Here is a 19,180-nt window from a genome sequence, read left to right as displayed (position 1 = left end):
AGACCATTCCATGAGATACATTAACAAGACGAGCTTGGGCATCAATAGGTGTCTCTGCCTTCTTTCTATTTTGCTAATGATTGTTCCGGCGCTGATGGTTGACATCAAAGCTGCTACAGCCCGCCAAGAAGATGGCTCTTATTCGAACTGGCAGGGTATCTATATCGGAGCAAATGCCGGATGGGGTATCGCTTACAGCAATTTATCTCCCACATGCACTGATGCTTTGGATGTTGAAGATGGGCCTTTTTGCATAAATGTACCTGGTTCAAGTTCTGAAGGTGATGGCTTTAGCGGCGGCGGACAAGTTGGTTATAATTACCTGATTGACCGAAGTATCATCGGCTTCGAATTTGATCTACAGCACTCCTCGATCGAAGTGGCGGAATCAAATGACTCACAGTTCGACCTGTTTTACGGCATACCCGCGTTCACCCGCCCCCTGTTCACAACAACGGCTGAATGGAAATGGCTCGGTACCGCGCGCCTCAGACTCGGGCATATCGTTTCAGATCGCCTGATGGTTTATGGAACCGGTGGCACGGCCTTTGGCGGCATTGAGATCAGCTCAGACTTTGTCAATACAGGCCCAACTGCCAGCTTTTACCCCTATCAATATCCGGCAAGTAAAGACATTGTCGAAATTGGGTGGACTGCCGGAGCCGGCCTTGAGTATGCACTCTCGAAAAACTGGTCGGTAAAGCTGGACGCTCTCTATGTCGATTTAGGGGAAGCAGATATTTCTTCCGGCTGTGGCCCCAATTGCATAGCAGGGCCCAGTGAATTCAGTCGAGGGGTCGACTTGGATTTGAGAAGTGCCATGATTCGCGTTGGTATCAACTGGCGATTTTAGGTAACTCGTGCGGCGTCCTACAACACCTTCAAAATCAAACGCCACCTCATTTCGCGAAGAACAATTCGCAGTTTTCGCAATGAAACAGTGAGTGCATGGAGCAGTGCAGATGGTGCGCGTCAGGCCTATCAGCAGATTGAACTTGTAATCGATAATCTCGATTAGAGCACTTTGCTTTAACCACCAGAAGTGAAGTTTTTGGAGTCATGCAAAATTTTCGATTTTCATTTTAGACTATTTTCATTTTTATCGTCTAACATATTGATATTAATGAATAATATAAATATTATTCGTGTTGTGCAAATTGAGTTTTCATCTGTTGTGAAGCTCTTAGCTAAAGGGTTAGCTCATGTTTCGACTTAACATCACTGCCGCTCTAGAACAGTTTCGAATTTCATTTCGAATTAGCGTGTTATCTGCGCTAAGCATCGCTTCAACGATAGTGTTAAGTGGCACCTATTTGTTCGGCGATATGAACATGAAACAGGCTTTCGATTCGCTTCAGCAGCACGCACGTCTCGCGCAGGTTTCTAAAAACATTGAGAACGGCACTCTTCAGATGCGCCGCCGGAAAAAGGACTTCATAATACGCCGAGATCTCAACACAATCGCAGAGTACGAAGAGGCGGAGAACAGAGTGACAAGGTCACTCGAGGAACTTGCAACCATGGAAGTTACTGCGCAGATCCAGGAGGAAGTGACCCACCTGAAAGCTGGAATTGCTGAGCACGCCGAATTGTTTAAAAAGGTCGTCAAACTAAACAAGCAGCTAGGTGTGAACGAGAACAGCGGCCTTCAAGGAGCTCTTCGAGAAGCCATTCATGCGGTCGAAAGTAAGCTAAAAGAAGTCGGCGCCGATGCTCTGACAGTAAAAATGCTCATGATGCGTAGACACGAAAAGGACTTCATGCTGCGTGGCGAAAAAAAATACATTCTCCGCATCGAGGAGCGGCGGCAGGAATTTGATGAATTGTTGGCGAATGAGAACTTACCTCATGCCCTCAAACAGGAGCTCTCCGGTTTGATGGACACCTATGACAAGGATTTTCACGCATGGGCGGAGACCCGAATGCTCTTAAAGGAGACAGAGCCAAAGCTGAGCGATACCTTCGCACGCATGAAAGATGACTTTGAACGCACATTTGCTGTCGCAGAGGAAGGCCTCGTCGTGGCCGAGGCCTCGCTCGACGAAGCGCGGGACTTGACAGAAACTATCTTCGTAACCGTCTGTTTGGCCGTTCTCGGAATTGCCGTGATTCTCGGCGTTACGATCGGCCGAAGCGTCAGCAAGCCGATCCAAAGGATGACCCAAGCCATAGTGGCTCTCTCGGAGGGTGATACGGTGCAAGAAATCCCATCAACAAACAACAAGGATGAAATTGGCGATATTGCCCGGGCCGTCCTTGTGTTTAAGGAAAACGCCTTGGAGCGGGATCGCCTGGAAGCCGAACAAAGCAAACAGCGCGAAACTCAGGCGCAGCGGGCGCAAGCCGTCGAGAGCTTGATTACTGCATTCGACAAGACCGTTAGCCAGGCGCTCGGAACTGTGACGTCAGCATCCATACAGCTAGACAGCACAGCCAAGAGCATGACCGACACGGCAACCCAAACCAGCGAGCGGTCGAGCATGGCTGCACAGGCGGCAGAGTCGGCTTCGGCAAACGTCGGGACGGTAGCCGCTTCATCTGGGGAACTAAACAGTGCGATCCTGGAAATCAGCCGCCAAATGGCACAGTCAGCGAACGTTTCCAATCAGGCAAAAGACGAAGCAGATCGGACATGCGAAACCATGAACGCTCTTGCCGACGCAGCACAAAAAATTGGCGCGGTAGTCAACCTGATCCAGGATATCGCTGAGCAGACTAACCTGTTAGCGCTCAATGCTACGATTGAAGCTGCTCGTGCGGGCGATGCCGGAAAAGGCTTCGCCGTTGTGGCTGGCGAGGTTAAATCTCTCGCTAATCAAACTGCGAAGGCAACAGAAGAGATCAGCCAACAGATTACTGCGATGCAAAATTCTACCGTCGATGCCGTGACGGCCATCGAGCGTGTGAATGGAACCATCGAACAGATGGCAGAGATTGCAACGGCGATCTCATCTGCAGTAGAGGAACAAAGCGCAGTGACACAGGAGATTTCGAAGAACGTGCAGGAAGCCTCCGCCGGAACTTCTCAGGTTACCACCAACATTGCTGAGGTCAGCAACGCCACCGGTGAAACCAGTCAGGCGGCAAATCAAGTGAAGGACCTGGCATCGGACCTGTCCGAACAAGCAAACAGGCTGGGCCAGGAGATAGGAAGCTTCCTGACCTCGGTTAAAACCGCCTGAAGCGCATCCAATGGCGCTAGTGAGAAATCATCGCGGTGTTGTCACGGCAATGGATGGCATTGGCTGTCGCTGCTGATAGCCTGCTCCGATGAAGACAGTCAACTATTGCCGTCACCGGTTTCCAGCGGAGATCATTCAACAAGCCGTGTGGCTCTAATTTCGATTCCCGTTGAGCTTTCGAGACGTTGAAGATCTGCTCGCGGAGCGTGGCATCGATGTGAGTTACGAAACAGTTCGACGCTGGTCGCTGAAGTTCGGGCGGGCTTATGCTCGAAAGCTAAGGCGAGCGCGTCCACGAGCCGCTTCACAGTAACACCTGGATGAAGCATTCGTCTCGATCAACGGGAAACGGATGTATCTGTGGCGCGCAGTGGACAGTGAGGGCGAGGTTCTGGACAATCTTGTTCAATCCCGGCGCAACAAGAAAACAGCGCTCAAGCTGATGCGCAAATTGCTGAAGAAGCAGGGCTTTGCTCCGGACACCTTTGTGACTGACAAGCTGCCCTCCTACGGTGCTGCATTGCGCGATCTTGGTGTGACGGAGAAACATCTCACCGGCGGACGGAGTAACAATCGGGCTGAGAACTCGCATCTGTCGGTTCGGCAACGAGAACGAAGGATGCAGGGCTTTAAGTGTAAAACTTCAGACTTGATCTGACGGACATCTCAGGTTTCGGCGCTGAGAATGGCTTGGGCACTGTCCGATTTGTTGTGCGTTTTGATCGTCTTCTCTGCAGCGATGTGTAGCGTTTCGCGGAAGGTCTGCATAGGCGTTTTGCCGTAGCAGTATCTTCCCGAGTGAGGGCGTTGCTCGTTGTACTTGGCCAACCATACATCGAGATCAGTCTGCAATTCATCCACCGTGCGATACAACTTTTTGCGGAACGCGATGTCGTAGAATTCATCCTTGATCGTCCGATGGAAGCGTTCGCAGATGCCGTTGGTCTGCGGACTGTTCGCCTTGGTCTTGGAGTGATCCACGTCCTCGAGCGCAAGATAGAGCTGGTAGGCGTGGTTCTCGACCTTGCCGCAATACTCGGTTCCGCGATCCGTCAGGACACGCAGCAGGCTGACCCCGTGCTCGGCAAAGAACGGGATGATCCGGTCATTCAGAAGGTCCGCTGCTGTGATGGCCGTCTTCTCGGTATAGAGTTTGCAGATCGCGACGCGGGCATAGGTATCGACAAAGGTCTGCTGATAGATGCGTCCCACGCCCTTCATCGTGCCAACGTAATAGGTGTCCTGGCTGCCCAGATAACCGGGATGGTGGCTTTCGATCTCGCCATGCGCCTCTTTCTTCTGCTTGGCCTTTTCCAGCGCGGCCATCTGATCTTCGGTCAGCAGGATGCCCTCCTGGGCGGCGCGGGCCTCCAGGGCCTTCAGGCGCTTTTTCATGGTCTCAAGATCATTGCGCAGCCAGATCGAGCGGATGCCCGACGACGACACCATGATGCCCTTCTGCTGAAGCTCCCAACTGGCGCGTTTCTGACCCAAGGCCGGGTTCTCAATCGCCAGTTCGATCACCGCGCGCTCGACATGCTCTGGCACGCGGTTCTTCAGGATCGGCTTCTTGCGGCTGAGGTCCATCAGGGCCTCTTCACCGCCTTGCTCATAGAGTTCCTTGAAACGGTAAAAGCTGTCTCGCGAATAGCCCATCACATTACAGGCTTGCGAAACGGAACCGAGCTGCCTGGCAAGTTCCAGAAGCCCCAGCTTCGGCTTGATGATCTTCTCTTGAATGCTTGTCATTGATCGACACTCCTTGTTGCGCTCCAGAAGAGCAGAAATGTCAGATCAAGTCTCGTGCTCTACAGCTTAGAGCCCAGAGTTCCAGATGCTGCGGTTGCAACCCGTTTTGCAGACATTCGCTGCGGCGCTAACTCAAACGATTAGTATGCAATTTCGTCATTGCCCCACTTCGAATTGGTACGCGGTGCCGCGAGCGACCTTTTTGATGGCGTGCTCTGTCCAGCTCACATGATCAATCTGTTGGCCATCTGCGTCGCGCAAGATGAGATTCCCGCCGTCGTCAGACAAACGGATCGGGGCGAGTGCCTTGTTCGCTATCCGCATTGCCCCCGCCGCTGCAATACTGCCAGACAGGGTTATCGCCCGTCCCTTCATGTCTCGAAGGCTCCACCCGTCCACCGGAAAATCATCTTCTGTTCGGTTAAAGAGTGTCACCCATTCACCTATATTACTGCCCTGTTTTGGCCGGATCATGGCTGCGTTGATGGCAACAGGTCGATCCGTCAGAGGCAACACGCCATTGCGTGGCCCGGTCAGCTGCAAGATCAGGTCTTCTTTGCTGGCAATCGGAATATTCTCGGGCAGTTGGCGGACAGTGATATTCTCTCGGTCCGCCGTTTTCTTTTGATAGATCAACGGATTGCGGTCCCGAATCTTGTCATCGAACTTCAAACCGGTCAATTTCTCAAGCTCCATGATCGTGATCTGGTACCTTTGATCGGTTTTGACGATCCGTCCCCCCTTCTGCTGCGCAATGACATTGCGATCCTGAAAGACCGCGAAGGTCAAGACGCCTAGTGGATTATCGTCGGGAGGCTCTTTCATGTGAAAACAGATCACCTTGAAAAAGCCAGAGGGAACCCGTCCTATATCTCCGGTATTGACGTTGTGCACAATGCGATCCAGCGGCCCCCAGATGGGTCCGGAAAACACGCAAAGCTTGCCATTGCTGTCCAAACCCAAGTCGCCAACGATGTCCATCTCGATGGCCTGCCATTCGCTGCGATTCAGGTTTTTGTGTTGCAGCGCTGCGTTAGCGTAGACGTATGTGGCCTTGCCTGCTTCGTCCATCTCTTCCAGCGAGCTTCCCCACATCGCGTTGTTACGCATTACCATGTGGCCCTTGTCGTAAGGATTCTCGACCGTAATGCCGAAACTATGGACCTTGTTCTTGTAGTATTCATCACCAAGCTGGAACTGCCTGCCAACATCTGCGTCGAATGTCCAACCCTTCGATCCGTCGTACTTTTTCTTCTGCTCCTTCGTCAGATCCTTGAACTGGTTGATGTTGCTGATTTGATCGATGTTGTGGGCAGAACAGATCAACTGCTTGGTGTCGCGGTTCATCAACAAAGTGTAGTTGAGGTGATCTGAGTAGAGGCTACTTCGCAGACTTGTCCGCGAAAGGACCTGCTCCAAAAGCATTTGGTCAGCAATTTCTGGCATCGGGATGTGCAAAGATTCTCCGATAAAACCCGGTTGATATCCGTAGGTCATTCGTGCCCCCTGAATCAATAAGTCGTCTTTCTAAATCGGATGAAAACACGACAGTATTTCTAGAGTTTGCTTGAGCAGATCTCTGGTCGTTCTGAATGTCTCATGCCGAACTCCATAAACTGGAGAGCGGGGCTGCGAACATATTGTCTGCGAATGGGACGGTTTGGTCGTGATCGTAAAGGACCAAGCCTTGAACGAATTTGTCACCGCAGGCTTGCGCCAGTTTTCGCATCCCGGAAAAATCATCCTTGGACACAGTCGCTGAGGATTTCACTTCGATCCCAACAACCTCGCCGCGCCGATTCTCCAAAACAATATCGACTTCATTTTTATCCTTATCCCGGAAATGAGAAAAAGAACAACGTTGATCACTCCAAGAAGCGATCTTTCGAAGCTCACTGAACACAAAAGTCTCTAATATCGAACCGAAAACCGTCTTGTCTTTTCGCACCACATCCGGGGACACATCTCGCAGAGCGGCGAGGAGCCCGGCATCAAGAAAATGCAACTTGGCCGATTTCGTGAGCCTTTTGAGACGGTTTGTGAACCACGGTTGTAGGCTATGAACCAAATAAAGATGCTCAAATATCCGTAGGTATTTTTGGGTGGTCACATGGTTCAAACCAAGAGCTGCTCCGATGCCAGAGTAGTTTACCAGTTGACCTGAATGCTCAGCCAATACCGACAGCAGTTTAGGCATAATCGTAAGTTGTTCGATTTGGGCTATATCCCGAACGTCCTTCTGAACGATCGCGTCAATGTAATCATTGTACCAGTCCTGTTTTCGTGCCCATCTCTTTCGCTCAAGCGCTTCAGGGTAGCCACCCGCGAGCACTGTCTCGATCAATTCATCCCCGATGATCATGTGATCCGAGGTTGGTGTCTGTGCCGCGAAGGCTTTGTCGATAAAGCTCGCGTTTTTACCGAAGAGCTCGGCCTGTGAAAGCGGTAATAGGCGGATAACCTCCATGCGGCCGGCGAGTGAATCAGCCACCTTGGGAAGTGTCATTAGATTGGCAGATCCAGTCAGTAGGAACTTTCCTGGCGTCTTGTCATCATCAACTGTCTTTTTAATTGACAGCAGTAAGTCCGGCGCGCGCTGGATTTCGTCAATCACTGCGCGGTCCAATCCCCGCACGAAGCCAACAGGGTCGTCGATGGCTGATCGAAGAACGCTTGCATCATCCAAGGTAAGAAATGCAGTCCTGTCTGAGGCGATGTCTTTTGCAAGCGTCGTTTTACCGGACTGTCGAGGCCCCGAAATGAGGACAACACGCGTGTCGGACAGCGCTTCTTCGATGCGTGATTTTGCAAATCTGGGATACATTTCGAGGCCTACGGGGTTTCTGCTGATTGAAAGTACCACGTCGACCAATTGAAAATCAATTGCCGACCAATTGAAACATCAAGCTCGGCCAATTGAAAGCGTGCACCGCGCCTCAAAGCCGCGTTTTGCAAGTAAAGAGGCCTCCTTACCTTTTGCATTCCGCGTGAGAACGGCATCCACGGATCGCGACTTTCTAACTCGAAACAAGCGTTTTTCTCATTGTATGGTAGAGATCCAAGCCATCGTCAGATGATGAGAGACTTCTTCGTCAAAGCTTGGCAATGAGCGACCCCAAAGCTACCATCTCATAGTTCCCGTCTCGAATCCCTTCGACAGATACGATCGATCGGATAACGCGGCCTGCTGATCGAATTTGATCTCTTTCCATATAGACGATCAAATCGATCCCTTGGGCGATTGCGCGCTTCGGAATGGTTTGAGAAACCTCTCCAATTAAATCCTCTATCCGATAAAGCGCATCTTCCGCCGAATTCGCATGCACGGTCCCTACCCCGCCGGGGTGGCCGGTATTCCAAGCCTTCAGCATATCGAGCGCGCTACCGTCGCGAATCTCGCCAATGATGATGCGGTCTGGGCGCAGCCGTAGAGTCGTCTTCACGAGATCCCGCATCGTCACAGCGGGCTCGCTGCGCTTGGTCAAAAGCTTCACCTGGTCCTCTGCAATACACTGGAGCTCGGCTGTGTCTTCAATGATGACGATCCGGTCCTTGGCAAAGACCGGCTCGGCCAACAGCGCGTTGACGAATGTTGTCTTGCCGGTCCCCGTGCCGCCCGCTATCAGAATGTTTTTGCGCTGCTCGAGCGCACGCCGAAGTATCTTCGCCTGTTCAGCCGACATGATTCCGGCCGCTTGGTAATCCTCCAGCGTAAAAATCACCGCTGGCCGCTTCCGTATCGTAAAACTCGGATTGGCTGTGAGGGGTGGCAAAAGCCCCTGAAACCGTTCGCCGGTCTCTGGAATCGTGCCAGCGATCAACGGCGCATCCTGCGTAACCGTTTCGCCAATGTGATCGGCAACCAATCTGATGATGGTCTCGGTCGTCGGAAAATCGAGCAGCTGCCCGGTGTCAGTCCGCCCGCCTCTGATTTGGTCGATCCAGATCCGTCCGTCCGGATTGACCATGACTTCAACAACGTTCGTGTCGCTGAGAGCTGCCTGGATGACTGGCCCGAGGCTGTCGCGAAAGGCCAGATTAACCCGGTCCTGTGAGAGTTGGTTTCGCATGATCTTTCTACCTTGTAAGCTTCGGTTTGTTGCCCTGTGCGAGTTGCTGAACCTGGCGCGCTGTCTCTTGCGCTTGCTGCACCGTTTGCAAAGTCCGGCTCACAACGGCGAGCTGCCGTGTATCAGTACCTGGAACTCGAACCTGCGTTCCGCGAACGGCACTCTGATAATTCCGTGATCCAAGACGGATACGCGCCGCATCCTGATAGGCCTTAATCTCGGTCATTGACCGGGCGTCCTGCTTCAAACTCTCGTAGGCCTTTGCAATAGCCTCCGGCCCTTCCACCTGGGCCGAACGGATTTCCCGAAGGTGATTGCGTACACCCTCCGACAAGGACGGCACTGACGTTGCATCTATCTTGTGTTGACGTTCTACAATCTTCACATGGTCTGCAGCTACTTGCGCCGCGCTGCGCTCCATGTTCCTCACTGTGTCGGCCATACCGCGGGCGCCATTCATAGCAATCTGGCGCTCTTCGCGGGCTTTAGATCCGACCAACATACCCCTGTCGCATCGAAGATCTCCGACACGCTCGGGAAACTTCGCCACGGTCGACGCCGTCTTTGCGTAACCGTGCTGCTCTATCCACCCATCAATCTTGGAGACCGCAGAAACTGGATCCCTATAAGTGTTCTTCGCGAACCTTTCGAGGCTCACTCGGGACGATTTCAGTGCTGGTGATTCGTCGATCGCTTTCTTCACGCTCGCCGGATCCGTCCCGCGTCCCATGCTGTCGCGACCGTCCTTCGATTGGTACGGCGGCAGGTCGAATGCACGGGCACTCGTGGCGGGACGTTCCATCGTTGCAGTAGCACCAGACTCTTTGATCATTCCTGACTCCTTCATCGGCGCGACGGCTTTCTCTGCCCGTTCCCAGAGGCTCGCGAGGCGCTCCTTCTGAGCGGATACCCAGGCCGCCGCTTCACGCAGGCGGGCGGCCATAGTCTCGAAACCACGCCGGTCCAGATAATCCAAGGTAGTCTCACTCAAAGCCGCTCTGGACAGTCGGCTCATGACGGCACCCTTATGGAAGGTGTGCTTGGCAACATAGAGATCCGCCCTGTGGCGATGCCGCGACATAGCCACGTATGTAAGATGCCGATCCATGCCGCCGGTCCCCAGGACAAAAGATCTGTCAACGGTCGCGCCCTGGCTCTTGTGAATGGTCATGGCATAGCCGTGATCGAAGTTCCTATACTCCGCAGGATCGATCCGCAGTCTCTCGCCGCTGTCCAATTGGGCTGATAGTGAGCCCTCCCCAATCTCCGTAACCCTGCCAAGGCTGCCGTTCTTAACCCCAAGCTGTTTGTCGTTCTGGCGGAACAGTATCCGGTCACCAATTGCAAAGGCGCGCTTACCCCGTTCTGACTGGTAGCTCCGTTCCTCGCCCAGCTCTTTGAGCTGAACGCGTCCCTGACGGATAGTCCGGTTAAGATCATTTACTGCCTCGTTGCTATGCGCCAAGACGACCTTCGACGCAGATGCTTTGTCCGCAAGATAGTCCTTGGCGATTTGCTCAATCGCCTCTTCTCGCTGGCCAAACATTTGCATGTGACCGCGCCGGCTGTAAGCCTCCAGAGCGACATTCGTGCGCCCGGTCGCGAGCAACCTGGTTGCCCGCCGTTGCCATGTCTGCTCCTGCCGACGCACGCCGGTCATTTCGACATAACCCGTATGCTCGGCAATCGCCCGGAACGGCGCCCCGGCCTCGATCGGCTGCAGCTGCTCGCTGTCCCCGACCAACACTGCTTTCGCACCGGCCTTGTCGACCGTCTCCAGAACCCTGGCGAGCTGTTTGGATCCGACCATTCCGGCTTCATCGATCACAAAGACATCACCCTTGCTGAGCAAGTCCCGCTCGTTCTTCCAGCTCATCTCCCATGAATGCAGTGTGCGGGCCTGGATCCCAGCACTCTCGGTCAAACCCTGTGCGGCGATTCCAGCAAGCGCCGCGCCTTTCACCTCATAACCGCTGCGCTCCCAGGCATCGCGGGCCGTATCGAGCATGGTCGATTTGCCGGCACCGGCCAGTCCGGATACGACGGAAATGCGGCCCTTGCCGGTGACATGGGACACGGCGTGCCGCTGCTCTTCCGACAGGAATGGCTTGTCAGCAAGTGCTGCCCGGACGTCTTTTATCCCGGCGGCATGCCCTGCAGGCGTGCTCATTCTCAGACTGCGCTGCACCATCGTGGCTTCCAGCTTCACCATGTCCTTCGTGGTGAACTTGCCCCTGCCCTTCTCGCCGGCATGATCCTCCAATCGAACCACGGACTTGTGGGCAAGGGCCTGCTTAGCAAGTTGCTGAACGTCACCCCCCTCCCCCAGATAGCTCGCGGCGATCTTCTCCAGATCCTTGGCCTGAAAGACGCTTCTGCGCTCGGTCACCATCTCCAGCAACAGCTCAGGCTTCTTGATAAGCCGCGCGCGGTTGCGCGCTTCCACGTCGCGTCGGTGCTGGCCGAGGTTCGTGACCTCGCCATTTTTCTCGATCTTCCCGGCCGCGCCCATGTGCGGGGTGGCTTCAAGCCCCTCGGCACGCGGCGTCACGGCAAGGTCGATCCCTTCCCGCTCGAAATAGCGGTTCTGGAATTCCTTCCAGTGATCGGCCAGTCGTTCGTCATCGCGAACCTTGAAGCCTTTCGCGAAGTTTCCATTAAGCTCCCGCGCCTTCTTGCCGAATTCGCTTCCTTCGAGCGTGCGGGTCGGTGAGTAGAGATGAGCATGCGGGTTGCCGTCCGAATGGTAATGAACCGCCAGGTCCAAGGGCACACCTTTCGAGACGAACATTTCGTTTGCGAACTCGCGGGCCATCTTCACGTGATCTTCGCGGCTGACCTCGCGCGGCAAGGCGATAACGTGATCCTTCGCCACCTGAGCTGACGCGCGCCGATTGCTGCGATCTTCGCGCGCCTCAACGGCATTCCAGAAGGTGGCCCGGTCCTTCAGCGCTTCGTCAGCATCGGCAGGCAAAAGGATCTCGGAATGGCCAACCTCATCCGATCGATGCGTGTAGCGATTGGTAACGCCAAGGCGCTCGTCATGGAGGTTTTCCGCCGCCCGGTAGGCGGCGCCGGCCACGGCCGAATGGCCGGCCGATCGGCTGTGAACGGAAACACGGGCAAAGGCGATCGCCATACTGGTTGGTCACTCCCGCAACATTGCCGCAGGCAATGTATATTGCGCACTACCTCCAATTGTCGGTAGGTGACTTTATCGGCTTGTTCCTGCTCCAGCTGTGCCAGTTCTTAGACTCTAACATTATGAACTTGCTGCGATTCTTAAGGTGACTCAACATTTAACCCATCGTTGAATAAGGAGAAGCACTCATGGCACGCAAGCCCCTTTCTCAAAAGCGCAGCGAACTCGCAGACAAGATGGCAGCACTCGAGAAACAGATGGCGCAGCTCGAGCAGGCCGAGGTCGAGAACATCGGAAAGCTCGCCAAGGAAGCCGGGCTTGTCGGGCTGGACATCAGTGACGACCAGTTGCGAGAGGCCTTCAAAGGAATCGCAGCGCGATTTCGATCGCCCAGGAAAGAAGCTGGCAAAGCTTCAAGCCAGGCTGCGACGGCTTGAGCTTGCGATGCAACGCACCAAGCTGAGTGAGCGCAAGGCGGACACCCGCAACAAGATCCAGCTTGGCGGTCTGATCGTCAAAGCAGGGCTTGGCGAGGAAGACACCGCCGTCTTGTTTGGCGCTTTGATCGAAGCTGCGGACGCTCTGTCCGGACCGAACGCCGTTGCTATCCAGCGCCGCTATCGACGGCGCGGCGATGCTGCCTTCAGGGAAGATCAGAATGACGGATAGGATGATGACCGGTTTGATGTGGGGACTGCCCTTGATCGCCTGGGTCGCCCTTCGGTTCTTTCTCGGCGACATCTGGTTTGACCTCTACAGCACGCGAGGGGTTTCGGCGGTCGAACGTTATTGGTTGCAAAGAACGGCCATTGCCTCGGATTTCATTGCGGCCCTATTCGTTCTCGGCGTCGTTCTCATCCTCTACCGCAACAGATGGTTTGCGCGGCTGCCGGCCGTCGCACCGATCCTTCTAACGTTCGTCGCCTTGCTGATCATGCTGATCCGGGAAGCCGTTCGGCTCTGGCCCTACTTCGGTCAGTATGAACCCTTCGTCGTTCTTCAATCAGCAGACGCCGTTGTTGTTGTCTCCTTTGTTTTCGGGACGGTTCTCATCACGGTTGCCGCCTTCTCGCCGGCGGGTTTGGGGCGCAAGCGCCTGCCCTTCTGGCGCCACGGTGAAATCGAACGGGCCAAAAGTGGAAACTTCGGTTTCGCCAACTGGATGTCCATAGCGGACGCCAGAAAGCGTCTTCCCAACAAGCCGGGCATTGTGGTTGGTGAAGCCTATCGGGTAGATCAGGATAAAGTCGCCAAGTTTCCCTTTCGCCCCAAGGAAAAGCGCTCCTGGGGCAAGGGTGGTAGTTCGCCGCTGCTCGAATATCAGTGCGATACCTCTTCCACCCATGGACTGGTCTTTGCGGGCGCGGGCGGCTTTAAGTCGACCTCGATTGCAGTGCCCACCTTGGTTCGTTGGCCACACTCGATCATCACTCTGGATCCCTCGAATGAGCTGGCGCCCATGACCATGGCACAACGTCAAAAGATGGGTCGCAACGTGATCCAGGTCTCACCAGGCAACCCGGAGGAGAGTGGCTTCAATGTTCTTTCCTGGATCGATCCAGAAACAGCAGAGGCGGACGACAATGTCGCATCCGTGGTTCAGTGGATCGCCGGCGATGACCACATGGGCAACAGCGGCAGTGAAAATCATTTCTTCATGTCGCAGGGTCGTGCTCTGATCACCTGCCTTCTGTCTGACCTGGTTTTCGATCCGAGCCTCCCAGAAGACAAGCGAACCCTAAAGACCTTCCGCGAGCGCCTGACAGAGAGCGAGTCTGTCGTCAAAGAACGCCTGCAGCAAATCCACGAGATCTCCGCGAGCTATCAAGCTCGGGATCTGGCGGGATCCCTTATGGACATGAAGGCGGACGAAACTTTCTCCGGCATCTACGCCAACGCGGCGGACCTGACCAAGTGGCTTTCCACTCGTAACTATGCCGAGCTGGTCTCCGGATCCGCCTTTACGACACAGCAACTGATCGATGGAAACCTGGATCTCTTCATCAACATTCCACTGAAGACTCTGGACGCGACCCCTGCCCTTGCCCGTGTCCTGGTCGGTGCGCTTTTGAACGCCGTCTACGAAGCGCACGGACAGGTGCCACATCGCTTCGTGTTTTTGCTCGATGAGGTTTTCCGGCTCAAGTACATGGCGGCCCTTGAGACCGCGCGGGACGCCGGTCGGAAGTACGGCATTACCCTGGTGATGCTCTATCAGTCGCTCGGCCAGCTCGAACGTCAGTTCGGCAAGGAAGGTAAAAGAGCGTGGTATGACTCGGCTGCCTGGCGCTCATACGCCGCCATCAAGGACCCCGACACAGCCGAAGAGCTCGCTAAGATCTGCGGCACCTACGGCGTCATCCAGTCCAGTGAAAGTCGCTCTGAGGGTTCACAACGACAACCCGGTCAACTGCTCTCCAGAGACTCGCGGAACCAAGGAGAGAACGTCTCGGAGACCAAAAGAAACCTGATGTCTGTCGATGAAATCCTGCACGACATGCGGGCCGACGATCAGATCTTGATTGTCCCAGGCGGTCGCCCAATTCGTTGCGGCCGGGCGATCTACTTCCGGCGCGACGACATGCGCGACAAGGTGGGCAACAGCGCTTTCGCCTAACGATCATCGTCCGTCTGGAAAGCAAGTTTCGGGTGTTATTTCAGAAGCCGAACCTTCAACAAAAGGTATAGGTTTTCCAACCTTATAAAGGTCAGATTTCTTCGTGGACTTGACCTTCGTGAGAGAGCAATAGATTCGTGATATGCGGGTCAGCATTGAAAATGTGCCTTAGATTCGCTAAATAGGACATTAAACCGGACATCGTCGGGATGTTTTTTAAACCATTTTTTACTCTAACTTATTGAAAATAGTATTAAATACTAAAATTTAAAGCGGACATAAAAACGGACAAGAGTGTGGACATGTCAGAGGCCAGTGAATCGATCGAAGATCTCGGCGAAAGCACCGCTCTTATGGAGCCGCTTCTCATCGGTGAAACCACCAGGCAGCGCGCTGCCTTGACCGATTTGGTTGTCGATCTAGCGGCAAAGACCGCCGGGCTGCGTCGCAGCCTGCCGAGTGGCATCGTGACCGCTCTTGCCGATCTGGTCCGCTCCATGAACTGCTACTACAGCAACTTGATCGAAGGTCACGATACCCATCCCGTCGATATCGAGCGCGCCCTGAAAGGCGACTACAGCGGCGATCCGGAGCGCCGTAATCTTCAGCTCGAAGCCAAGGCACACATCGCCGTCCAGGCCTGGATCGATACAGGCGGGCTTGATGACCGGGCCCTATCGGCCAAAGGCTTGTGCGATGTCCATCGCCGTTTTTGCGAGAAGCTTCCCGACGAGTTGCTGTGGGTTTCGGAACCAGAAACCAAAGAGCGGTTGAGGGTCGAACCAGGCACGCTTCGCACGCAGTCTGTCCAAGTCGGTCGGCACCTTGCCATCAGTCCCGGCGCCGTTCCCAGATTCCTCGATCGATTCGAAACGATCTATAAGAACCTCGGCAAAACGGACGCGGTGTTGGTCGCAGCAACAGGCCATCACAGATTTCTGTGGATCCACCCGTTCCTGGATGGCAACGGTCGTGTCGCACGGCTGATGTCCTATGCCGTCCTGCGTCAGACGCTCGATACCGGTGGCATTTGGTCGGTGGCGCGCGGTCTTGCTCGCAACGAAGCCGCGTACAAGACCCATCTTGCCGCCTGCGACTTGCCGAAGCGGAACGATCTCGATGGCCGCGGCAATCTGAGCGAAGAGGCTCTCGCAGACTTTACCAGTTTCTTTCTGAAAACCTGCATCGACCAGGTGGACTTTATGGAAAGTCTCGTTCAGCCCGATCGCCTGCGCGATCGGATCCTACTATGGTGTGCAGAGGAAGTTCGGGGAGATCGCCTGCCGCCTCACGCAGGGTCGATTCTTGAAGCCATTCTTTATCGCGGTGAACTCCCGCGCGGTGAAGTCGCAACCATCTTAGGAACCGGCGATCGACAGGCACGGCGGATCACATCGGCGTTGTTGGAACGGGAAGTGCTGAAATCGGAAACCACACGGGCACCGCTGCATCTCGCCTTTCCCGCAGCTCTTGCGTCCCGCTGGATGCCTGGACTGTTCCCCGAGAAGCTTTGATCATCAAAGATCAGATCGAGATTTGATGAGACCAACGCCAATCTCGGCAGCATACAATGGAGTCACTCCGCGAGCCGGCTTACTCCACCCTTGCCCGGTTACTCACCCGTCAGGTTTGTGTCAAGCTTAATCAGAACGGTCGCGGGTTCGCCGCTATCTGGCGTCTTGGTTTTCGGCGTTGTGACTGGCTCACCAAATCCCCGGCCTGGCCCAAAAATCATTGCGCGGTTTGGGTCTTCCTTGAGCATTTCGTTCTGCACCGTAACCTTAGGGAACAAACCCCCTCCCCCTTCCAAAAACTCCTGGCGTCTGATCTCCTCTTCACTTAACTCGACCTCGCCGTCGATCGGCGCGGCCGTGGCCGCCGGTGCTCCAAAATCTTCGATCTGCGGCACGGGCTAATCTGCTTGAACTGCCACCTGGATCATAGCCGCCTCGATCATATCATCGGCGGACTTCTCCCACGATCCAAAGTAGATACCCACGGCGCAGTAGTCCGGTTCCGGTCGGGCTGATTCCGCGCAACGCGTCGCGGCTTCGCTCAGGCGCCTTGTAGTTATCGACAAATTGACGCATGGCGAGAACATGGCCTCGTTTGGAAGAGCCGTCGCCGCTTCTAGATCGACCTCGATACCGCCTAGTCCGACACGAACCACCTTCCCTAGCTTCTGAGCTTGCCTCGCGCCGACGATCGCCGCTTCCGGCGATTGGTAGACCTTCGCGTTGCGGTCACCTTCGATCCGGTAACTCCAAGGCTCGCCATGGCTCGAAAGCGTCACCACGGCGCGTGTAATCTCTGGGTCGAACCCGCCTATCGTGCAGGCGGCGATCAGGCTTACCAAGTCCATAGCGGTTCATAGACTCCCTTGATGGTTTTCCGCCGCACCGGTCCGTAGTAGCGGCTGTCATAGCTTTCCGGAATGCGGGATGCGTAGAGGAAGTATTCGTTGTTGAGCAGCTTTCGGCATTGCTGCCAAACGGCGATGACATTCCCGCTGGAATCTCTGTGGCGAACCTCAGCGCGTTTCTTGCCGTTGATCACAAGACCCTCATCGAGCGAGACGCAGACACGATCGCCGCCAACGGCGGCAATCGGTTTAAGGAAACTTCCCCAAGTGATCTCAATTGACCGCTGTGCGGCGTACAGCTGCGCAGCCTCTGGGATTTCCACCGAGACAATCGCCCCGGCGGCTGGCGGGTATTTGGCTTTGAGATAGATTCCCGCATCCATGGATGGCGAATCGTTCCATAACAGCAGCGGCGCATCCACGCGGGTTGATCCCACGAATGCGGCTGAAGTGACCCCGGCCAGTAACAGAACCGCGCTGATCTTCCAGCTGCGATGAGAGACAGACCCACCCCAGTCGCCGTGGGATCCTCGAAGCAACCTTTCCTGAACGCGTCCCGAAGAGATCTTGGTGTCTTTACTTAGCATCAGATCGACTTTCATGAGTCACCAATTTTCGAGGCTGAATTGGAACCGATGAAGCAGGCTGTGAAAGGCACCGATTTGTGCCCGGCCTTATTCCCTTCTTCTTTGCTGACGAACCTAGTCCCGGGTCGGTCCCGGTGCAAAGCGCCCTCGACAATTTTTTCCGCCACCCTCCGGGATTTGCATCGCGAAACAATAAATTGTCGAAACTCGCTTCCTTCACGTTGTTTCGGCCTTGCAGGTGCGCCGGTCTGCGTCCCGCTCCTCTCTGAGTCGCCAGCGAAGGGAACAAGCCCTTCATCACACCAAAGGAGCCAAGATCATGCCTGCCATCGGATACGTCACCCGCACCAACAAAGGCTTTCAGGGAAAACTCAACACCATATCCATCAAAGCCAGCATCGAAATCAGGGATAACAGCGCGAAGGCAAACGACAGTCAGCCGGATTACCTGGTCTTCGTGGAAGGTGCCGAAGTCGGCGCAGCTTGGGTCCGGGAATCCCGAACCAGCGGAAATGATTATGTAGCCCTGCAATTCGCAGCCCCCGAGTTCGGACCTCGAAAGCTTTATGCCAATCTCGGAATGGCACATGGCCAGGATGACGAAGATACGTTTGCGATCATTTGGAACCCTGCCGACTGACCAGCCAGAACGCCCGCCCCACTTTGGGGCGGGCCTTTGGTTCTGAGCTAAATCAAGCTTCTGTTCTACTTTTGGAGACGCACGATCTGCAAAATCGCGCATTCCAACGAAGCAGAGCATGCGCGCGCTCGGATCATGAAACGTCATGGATAACAGTTACCATCTTACACCGAAGAGCACTGTGATCCTTCTGGTCTATCGGTGATGTGAAGAACGCCTGGATTATAAAACGTATGACGCCGAAGAGAAGATCCATCACATAAGAAGCACAGGCCATCCAGGCGAGGGCGGCAACCGGCTAAACGGAACAATAGCGATCCTGGATGACCTTGTCTTCCAGGAGAGCGGCGGCTGATGTCTCATGGACGATGGTGCCGTGATCCATGATATAAGCACGATCGGACATCGACAGCGCACGCTCGACGATTCTGCTCGATCAGCAGAATCGTCATACGTTCCTCCATGAAGCGGGAAAACAGCTCAAACATCTCGTCGAGCATCACCAAGCGAAGCTGTGACGCCGTGGCACGAGCGCCAGCCAGTCGATCGCCACGCCGCAATGCCGGCAGCGCCTCCGCAGCAGCAGCCAGCTCAACAGCGGAAACAGATGCCGCGCATACAGTGTGGTGCCACAGCAGTCACATTGTGACCGCCCGAAGATCACGCCCCGGCCCGACGGCAAGCGCATGATCAACAGGCCCAGGAAACTGCCGATAAAGGGCGCAAAGATAAGGAGAAAGATATTCTGGAGTGTCACACAGAATGACTACCTACCGGGGTCGGAGGCCAGCTTTCCTTGCGACGGTGATTTGGGCACATCTATCATCGCAC

16 protein-coding genes and 1 pseudogene are annotated in these 19,180 nt (G+C 54.9%); 8 read left to right on the top strand and 9 right to left on the bottom strand.

What is annotated here, in order from left to right:
• Positions 1 to 10: 10 nt before the first annotated feature.
• The 3 genes and pseudogenes from QMZ18_RS34975 to QMZ18_RS34965 all read left to right on the top strand — a co-directional run.
• Entirely contained in the window at positions 11 to 853 is an 843-nt protein-coding gene (locus QMZ18_RS34975; RefSeq protein WP_282611092.1) for an outer membrane protein, read from the top strand.
• A 349-nt stretch (positions 854 to 1,202) separates the two neighbouring features.
• Positions 1,203 to 3,182: a methyl-accepting chemotaxis protein gene (locus QMZ18_RS34970; RefSeq protein ID WP_282611091.1), complete on the top strand. Its 1,980-nt coding sequence runs from the start codon at positions 1,203 to 1,205 to the stop codon at positions 3,180 to 3,182.
• A gap of 88 nt (positions 3,183 to 3,270) precedes the next feature.
• A pseudogene (locus tag QMZ18_RS34965) lies at positions 3,271 to 3,816 on the top strand (IS6 family transposase); the annotation flags it as partial.
• Positions 3,817 to 3,848: 32 nt separating this feature from the next.
• Here the strand turns inward: QMZ18_RS34965 and QMZ18_RS34960 are convergent.
• The 5 genes from QMZ18_RS34960 to traA all read right to left on the bottom strand — a co-directional run bounded on the left by QMZ18_RS34960 (position 3,849) and on the right by traA (position 12,140).
• A complete protein-coding gene (locus QMZ18_RS34960) occupies positions 3,849 to 4,931 on the bottom strand; it encodes an IS481 family transposase (protein ID WP_282611090.1) in 1,083 nt (360 codons plus the stop codon).
• Between the two features lie 156 nt (positions 4,932 to 5,087).
• The gene (locus QMZ18_RS34955; RefSeq protein ID WP_282611089.1) at positions 5,088 to 6,428 is read right to left on the bottom strand and encodes a DNA/RNA non-specific endonuclease; all 1,341 of its coding nucleotides are present in this window, start codon (positions 6,426 to 6,428) and stop codon (positions 5,088 to 5,090) included.
• A gap of 100 nt (positions 6,429 to 6,528) precedes the next feature.
• Positions 6,529 to 7,755 (bottom strand): ATP-binding protein, encoded by a 1,227-nt coding sequence (locus tag QMZ18_RS34950; RefSeq protein ID WP_282611088.1) that lies wholly within the window; start codon positions 7,753 to 7,755, stop codon positions 6,529 to 6,531.
• Positions 7,756 to 8,023: 268 nt separating this feature from the next.
• The gene (gene trbB / locus QMZ18_RS34945; protein WP_282611087.1) at positions 8,024 to 9,001 is read right to left on the bottom strand and encodes a P-type conjugative transfer ATPase TrbB; all 978 of its coding nucleotides are present in this window, start codon (positions 8,999 to 9,001) and stop codon (positions 8,024 to 8,026) included.
• A 7-nt stretch (positions 9,002 to 9,008) separates the two neighbouring features.
• Entirely contained in the window at positions 9,009 to 12,140 is a 3,132-nt protein-coding gene (gene traA / locus QMZ18_RS34940; RefSeq protein WP_282611086.1) for a Ti-type conjugative transfer relaxase TraA, read from the bottom strand.
• Positions 12,141 to 12,331: 191 nt separating this feature from the next.
• Between traA and QMZ18_RS34935 the strand changes: the two genes are divergently transcribed.
• The 4 genes from QMZ18_RS34935 to QMZ18_RS34920 all read left to right on the top strand — a co-directional run bounded on the left by QMZ18_RS34935 (position 12,332) and on the right by QMZ18_RS34920 (position 16,274).
• Positions 12,332 to 12,580 carry a TraC family protein gene (locus QMZ18_RS34935; RefSeq protein WP_282611085.1) on the top strand — a complete coding sequence of 83 codons (249 nt, stop codon included), beginning with the start codon at positions 12,332 to 12,334 and terminating at the stop codon, positions 12,578 to 12,580.
• Positions 12,581 to 12,587: 7 nt separating this feature from the next.
• Positions 12,588 to 12,812 (top strand): conjugal transfer protein TraD, encoded by a 225-nt coding sequence (locus QMZ18_RS34930; protein WP_282611084.1) that lies wholly within the window; start codon positions 12,588 to 12,590, stop codon positions 12,810 to 12,812.
• On the top strand, positions 12,802 to 14,760 hold the full coding sequence (locus QMZ18_RS34925) for a type IV secretory system conjugative DNA transfer family protein (protein ID WP_282611083.1): 1,959 nt from the start codon (positions 12,802 to 12,804) through the stop codon (positions 14,758 to 14,760). The genes QMZ18_RS34930 and QMZ18_RS34925 overlap by 11 nt, the downstream gene beginning before the upstream one ends.
• 302 nt (positions 14,761 to 15,062) lie before the next feature.
• Positions 15,063 to 16,274: a Fic family protein gene (locus tag QMZ18_RS34920; protein WP_282611082.1), complete on the top strand. Its 1,212-nt coding sequence runs from the start codon at positions 15,063 to 15,065 to the stop codon at positions 16,272 to 16,274.
• Between the two features lie 98 nt (positions 16,275 to 16,372).
• Here QMZ18_RS34920 and QMZ18_RS34915 read toward each other — a convergent pair whose 3' ends face one another.
• The 3 genes from QMZ18_RS34915 to QMZ18_RS34905 are packed head-to-tail and all read right to left on the bottom strand — an operon-like array spanning position 16,373 to position 17,709.
• Positions 16,373 to 16,669, bottom strand: a complete 297-nt coding sequence (locus QMZ18_RS34915; RefSeq protein WP_282611081.1) for a hypothetical protein — start codon at positions 16,667 to 16,669, stop codon at positions 16,373 to 16,375.
• Positions 16,670 to 16,672: 3 nt separating this feature from the next.
• The gene (locus QMZ18_RS34910; RefSeq protein WP_282611080.1) at positions 16,673 to 17,122 is read right to left on the bottom strand and encodes a hypothetical protein; all 450 of its coding nucleotides are present in this window, start codon (positions 17,120 to 17,122) and stop codon (positions 16,673 to 16,675) included.
• On the bottom strand, positions 17,110 to 17,709 hold the full coding sequence (locus QMZ18_RS34905; RefSeq protein WP_282611079.1) for a S26 family signal peptidase: 600 nt from the start codon (positions 17,707 to 17,709) through the stop codon (positions 17,110 to 17,112). The genes QMZ18_RS34910 and QMZ18_RS34905 overlap by 13 nt, the downstream gene beginning before the upstream one ends.
• Positions 17,710 to 18,028: 319 nt before the next feature.
• Here QMZ18_RS34905 and QMZ18_RS34900 point away from each other — a divergent pair, with 319 nt between their 5' ends.
• A complete protein-coding gene (locus QMZ18_RS34900) occupies positions 18,029 to 18,349 on the top strand; it encodes a DUF736 domain-containing protein (protein WP_282611078.1) in 321 nt (106 codons plus the stop codon).
• A 499-nt stretch (positions 18,350 to 18,848) separates the two neighbouring features.
• Here the strand turns inward: QMZ18_RS34900 and QMZ18_RS34895 are convergent, their stop codons facing one another.
• Positions 18,849 to 19,106, bottom strand: coding sequence for a prepilin peptidase (locus QMZ18_RS34895; protein WP_282611077.1), 258 nt, complete (start codon positions 19,104 to 19,106; stop codon positions 18,849 to 18,851).
• Between the last annotated feature and the right edge of the window lie 74 nt (positions 19,107 to 19,180).

This window comes from Pelagibius sp. Alg239-R121 (assembly GCF_947331435.1).
GTDB lineage: Bacteria > Pseudomonadota > Alphaproteobacteria > Kiloniellales > Kiloniellaceae > Denitrobaculum.
This window is presented reverse-complemented; position numbering and strand designations above follow the sequence as displayed.

What these genes read in the sequence shown, in the direction of transcription:
- QMZ18_RS34975 (WP_282611092.1), top strand. Translation starts at nt 11, where the DNA reads ATGAGATACATTAACAAGACGAGCTTGGGCATCAATAGGTGTCTCTGC.
- QMZ18_RS34970 (WP_282611091.1), top strand. Translation starts at nt 1,203, where the DNA reads ATGTTTCGACTTAACATCACTGCCGCTCTAGAACAGTTTCGAATTTCA.
- QMZ18_RS34960 (WP_282611090.1), bottom strand. Translation starts at nt 4,931, where the DNA reads ATGACAAGCATTCAAGAGAAGATCATCAAGCCGAAGCTGGGGCTTCTG.
- QMZ18_RS34955 (WP_282611089.1), bottom strand. Translation starts at nt 6,428, where the DNA reads ATGACCTACGGATATCAACCGGGTTTTATCGGAGAATCTTTGCACATC.
- QMZ18_RS34950 (WP_282611088.1), bottom strand. Translation starts at nt 7,755, where the DNA reads ATGTATCCCAGATTTGCAAAATCACGCATCGAAGAAGCGCTGTCCGAC.
- trbB (WP_282611087.1), bottom strand. Translation starts at nt 9,001, where the DNA reads ATGCGAAACCAACTCTCACAGGACCGGGTTAATCTGGCCTTTCGCGAC.
- traA (WP_282611086.1), bottom strand. Translation starts at nt 12,140, where the DNA reads ATGGCGATCGCCTTTGCCCGTGTTTCCGTTCACAGCCGATCGGCCGGC.
- QMZ18_RS34935 (WP_282611085.1), top strand. Translation starts at nt 12,332, where the DNA reads ATGGCACGCAAGCCCCTTTCTCAAAAGCGCAGCGAACTCGCAGACAAG.
- QMZ18_RS34930 (WP_282611084.1), top strand. Translation starts at nt 12,588, where the DNA reads ATGCAACGCACCAAGCTGAGTGAGCGCAAGGCGGACACCCGCAACAAG.
- QMZ18_RS34925 (WP_282611083.1), top strand. Translation starts at nt 12,802, where the DNA reads ATGACGGATAGGATGATGACCGGTTTGATGTGGGGACTGCCCTTGATC.
- QMZ18_RS34920 (WP_282611082.1), top strand. Translation starts at nt 15,063, where the DNA reads ATGTCAGAGGCCAGTGAATCGATCGAAGATCTCGGCGAAAGCACCGCT.
- QMZ18_RS34910 (WP_282611080.1), bottom strand. Translation starts at nt 17,122, where the DNA reads ATGGACTTGGTAAGCCTGATCGCCGCCTGCACGATAGGCGGGTTCGAC.
- QMZ18_RS34905 (WP_282611079.1), bottom strand. Translation starts at nt 17,709, where the DNA reads ATGCTAAGTAAAGACACCAAGATCTCTTCGGGACGCGTTCAGGAAAGG.
- QMZ18_RS34900 (WP_282611078.1), top strand. Translation starts at nt 18,029, where the DNA reads ATGCCTGCCATCGGATACGTCACCCGCACCAACAAAGGCTTTCAGGGA.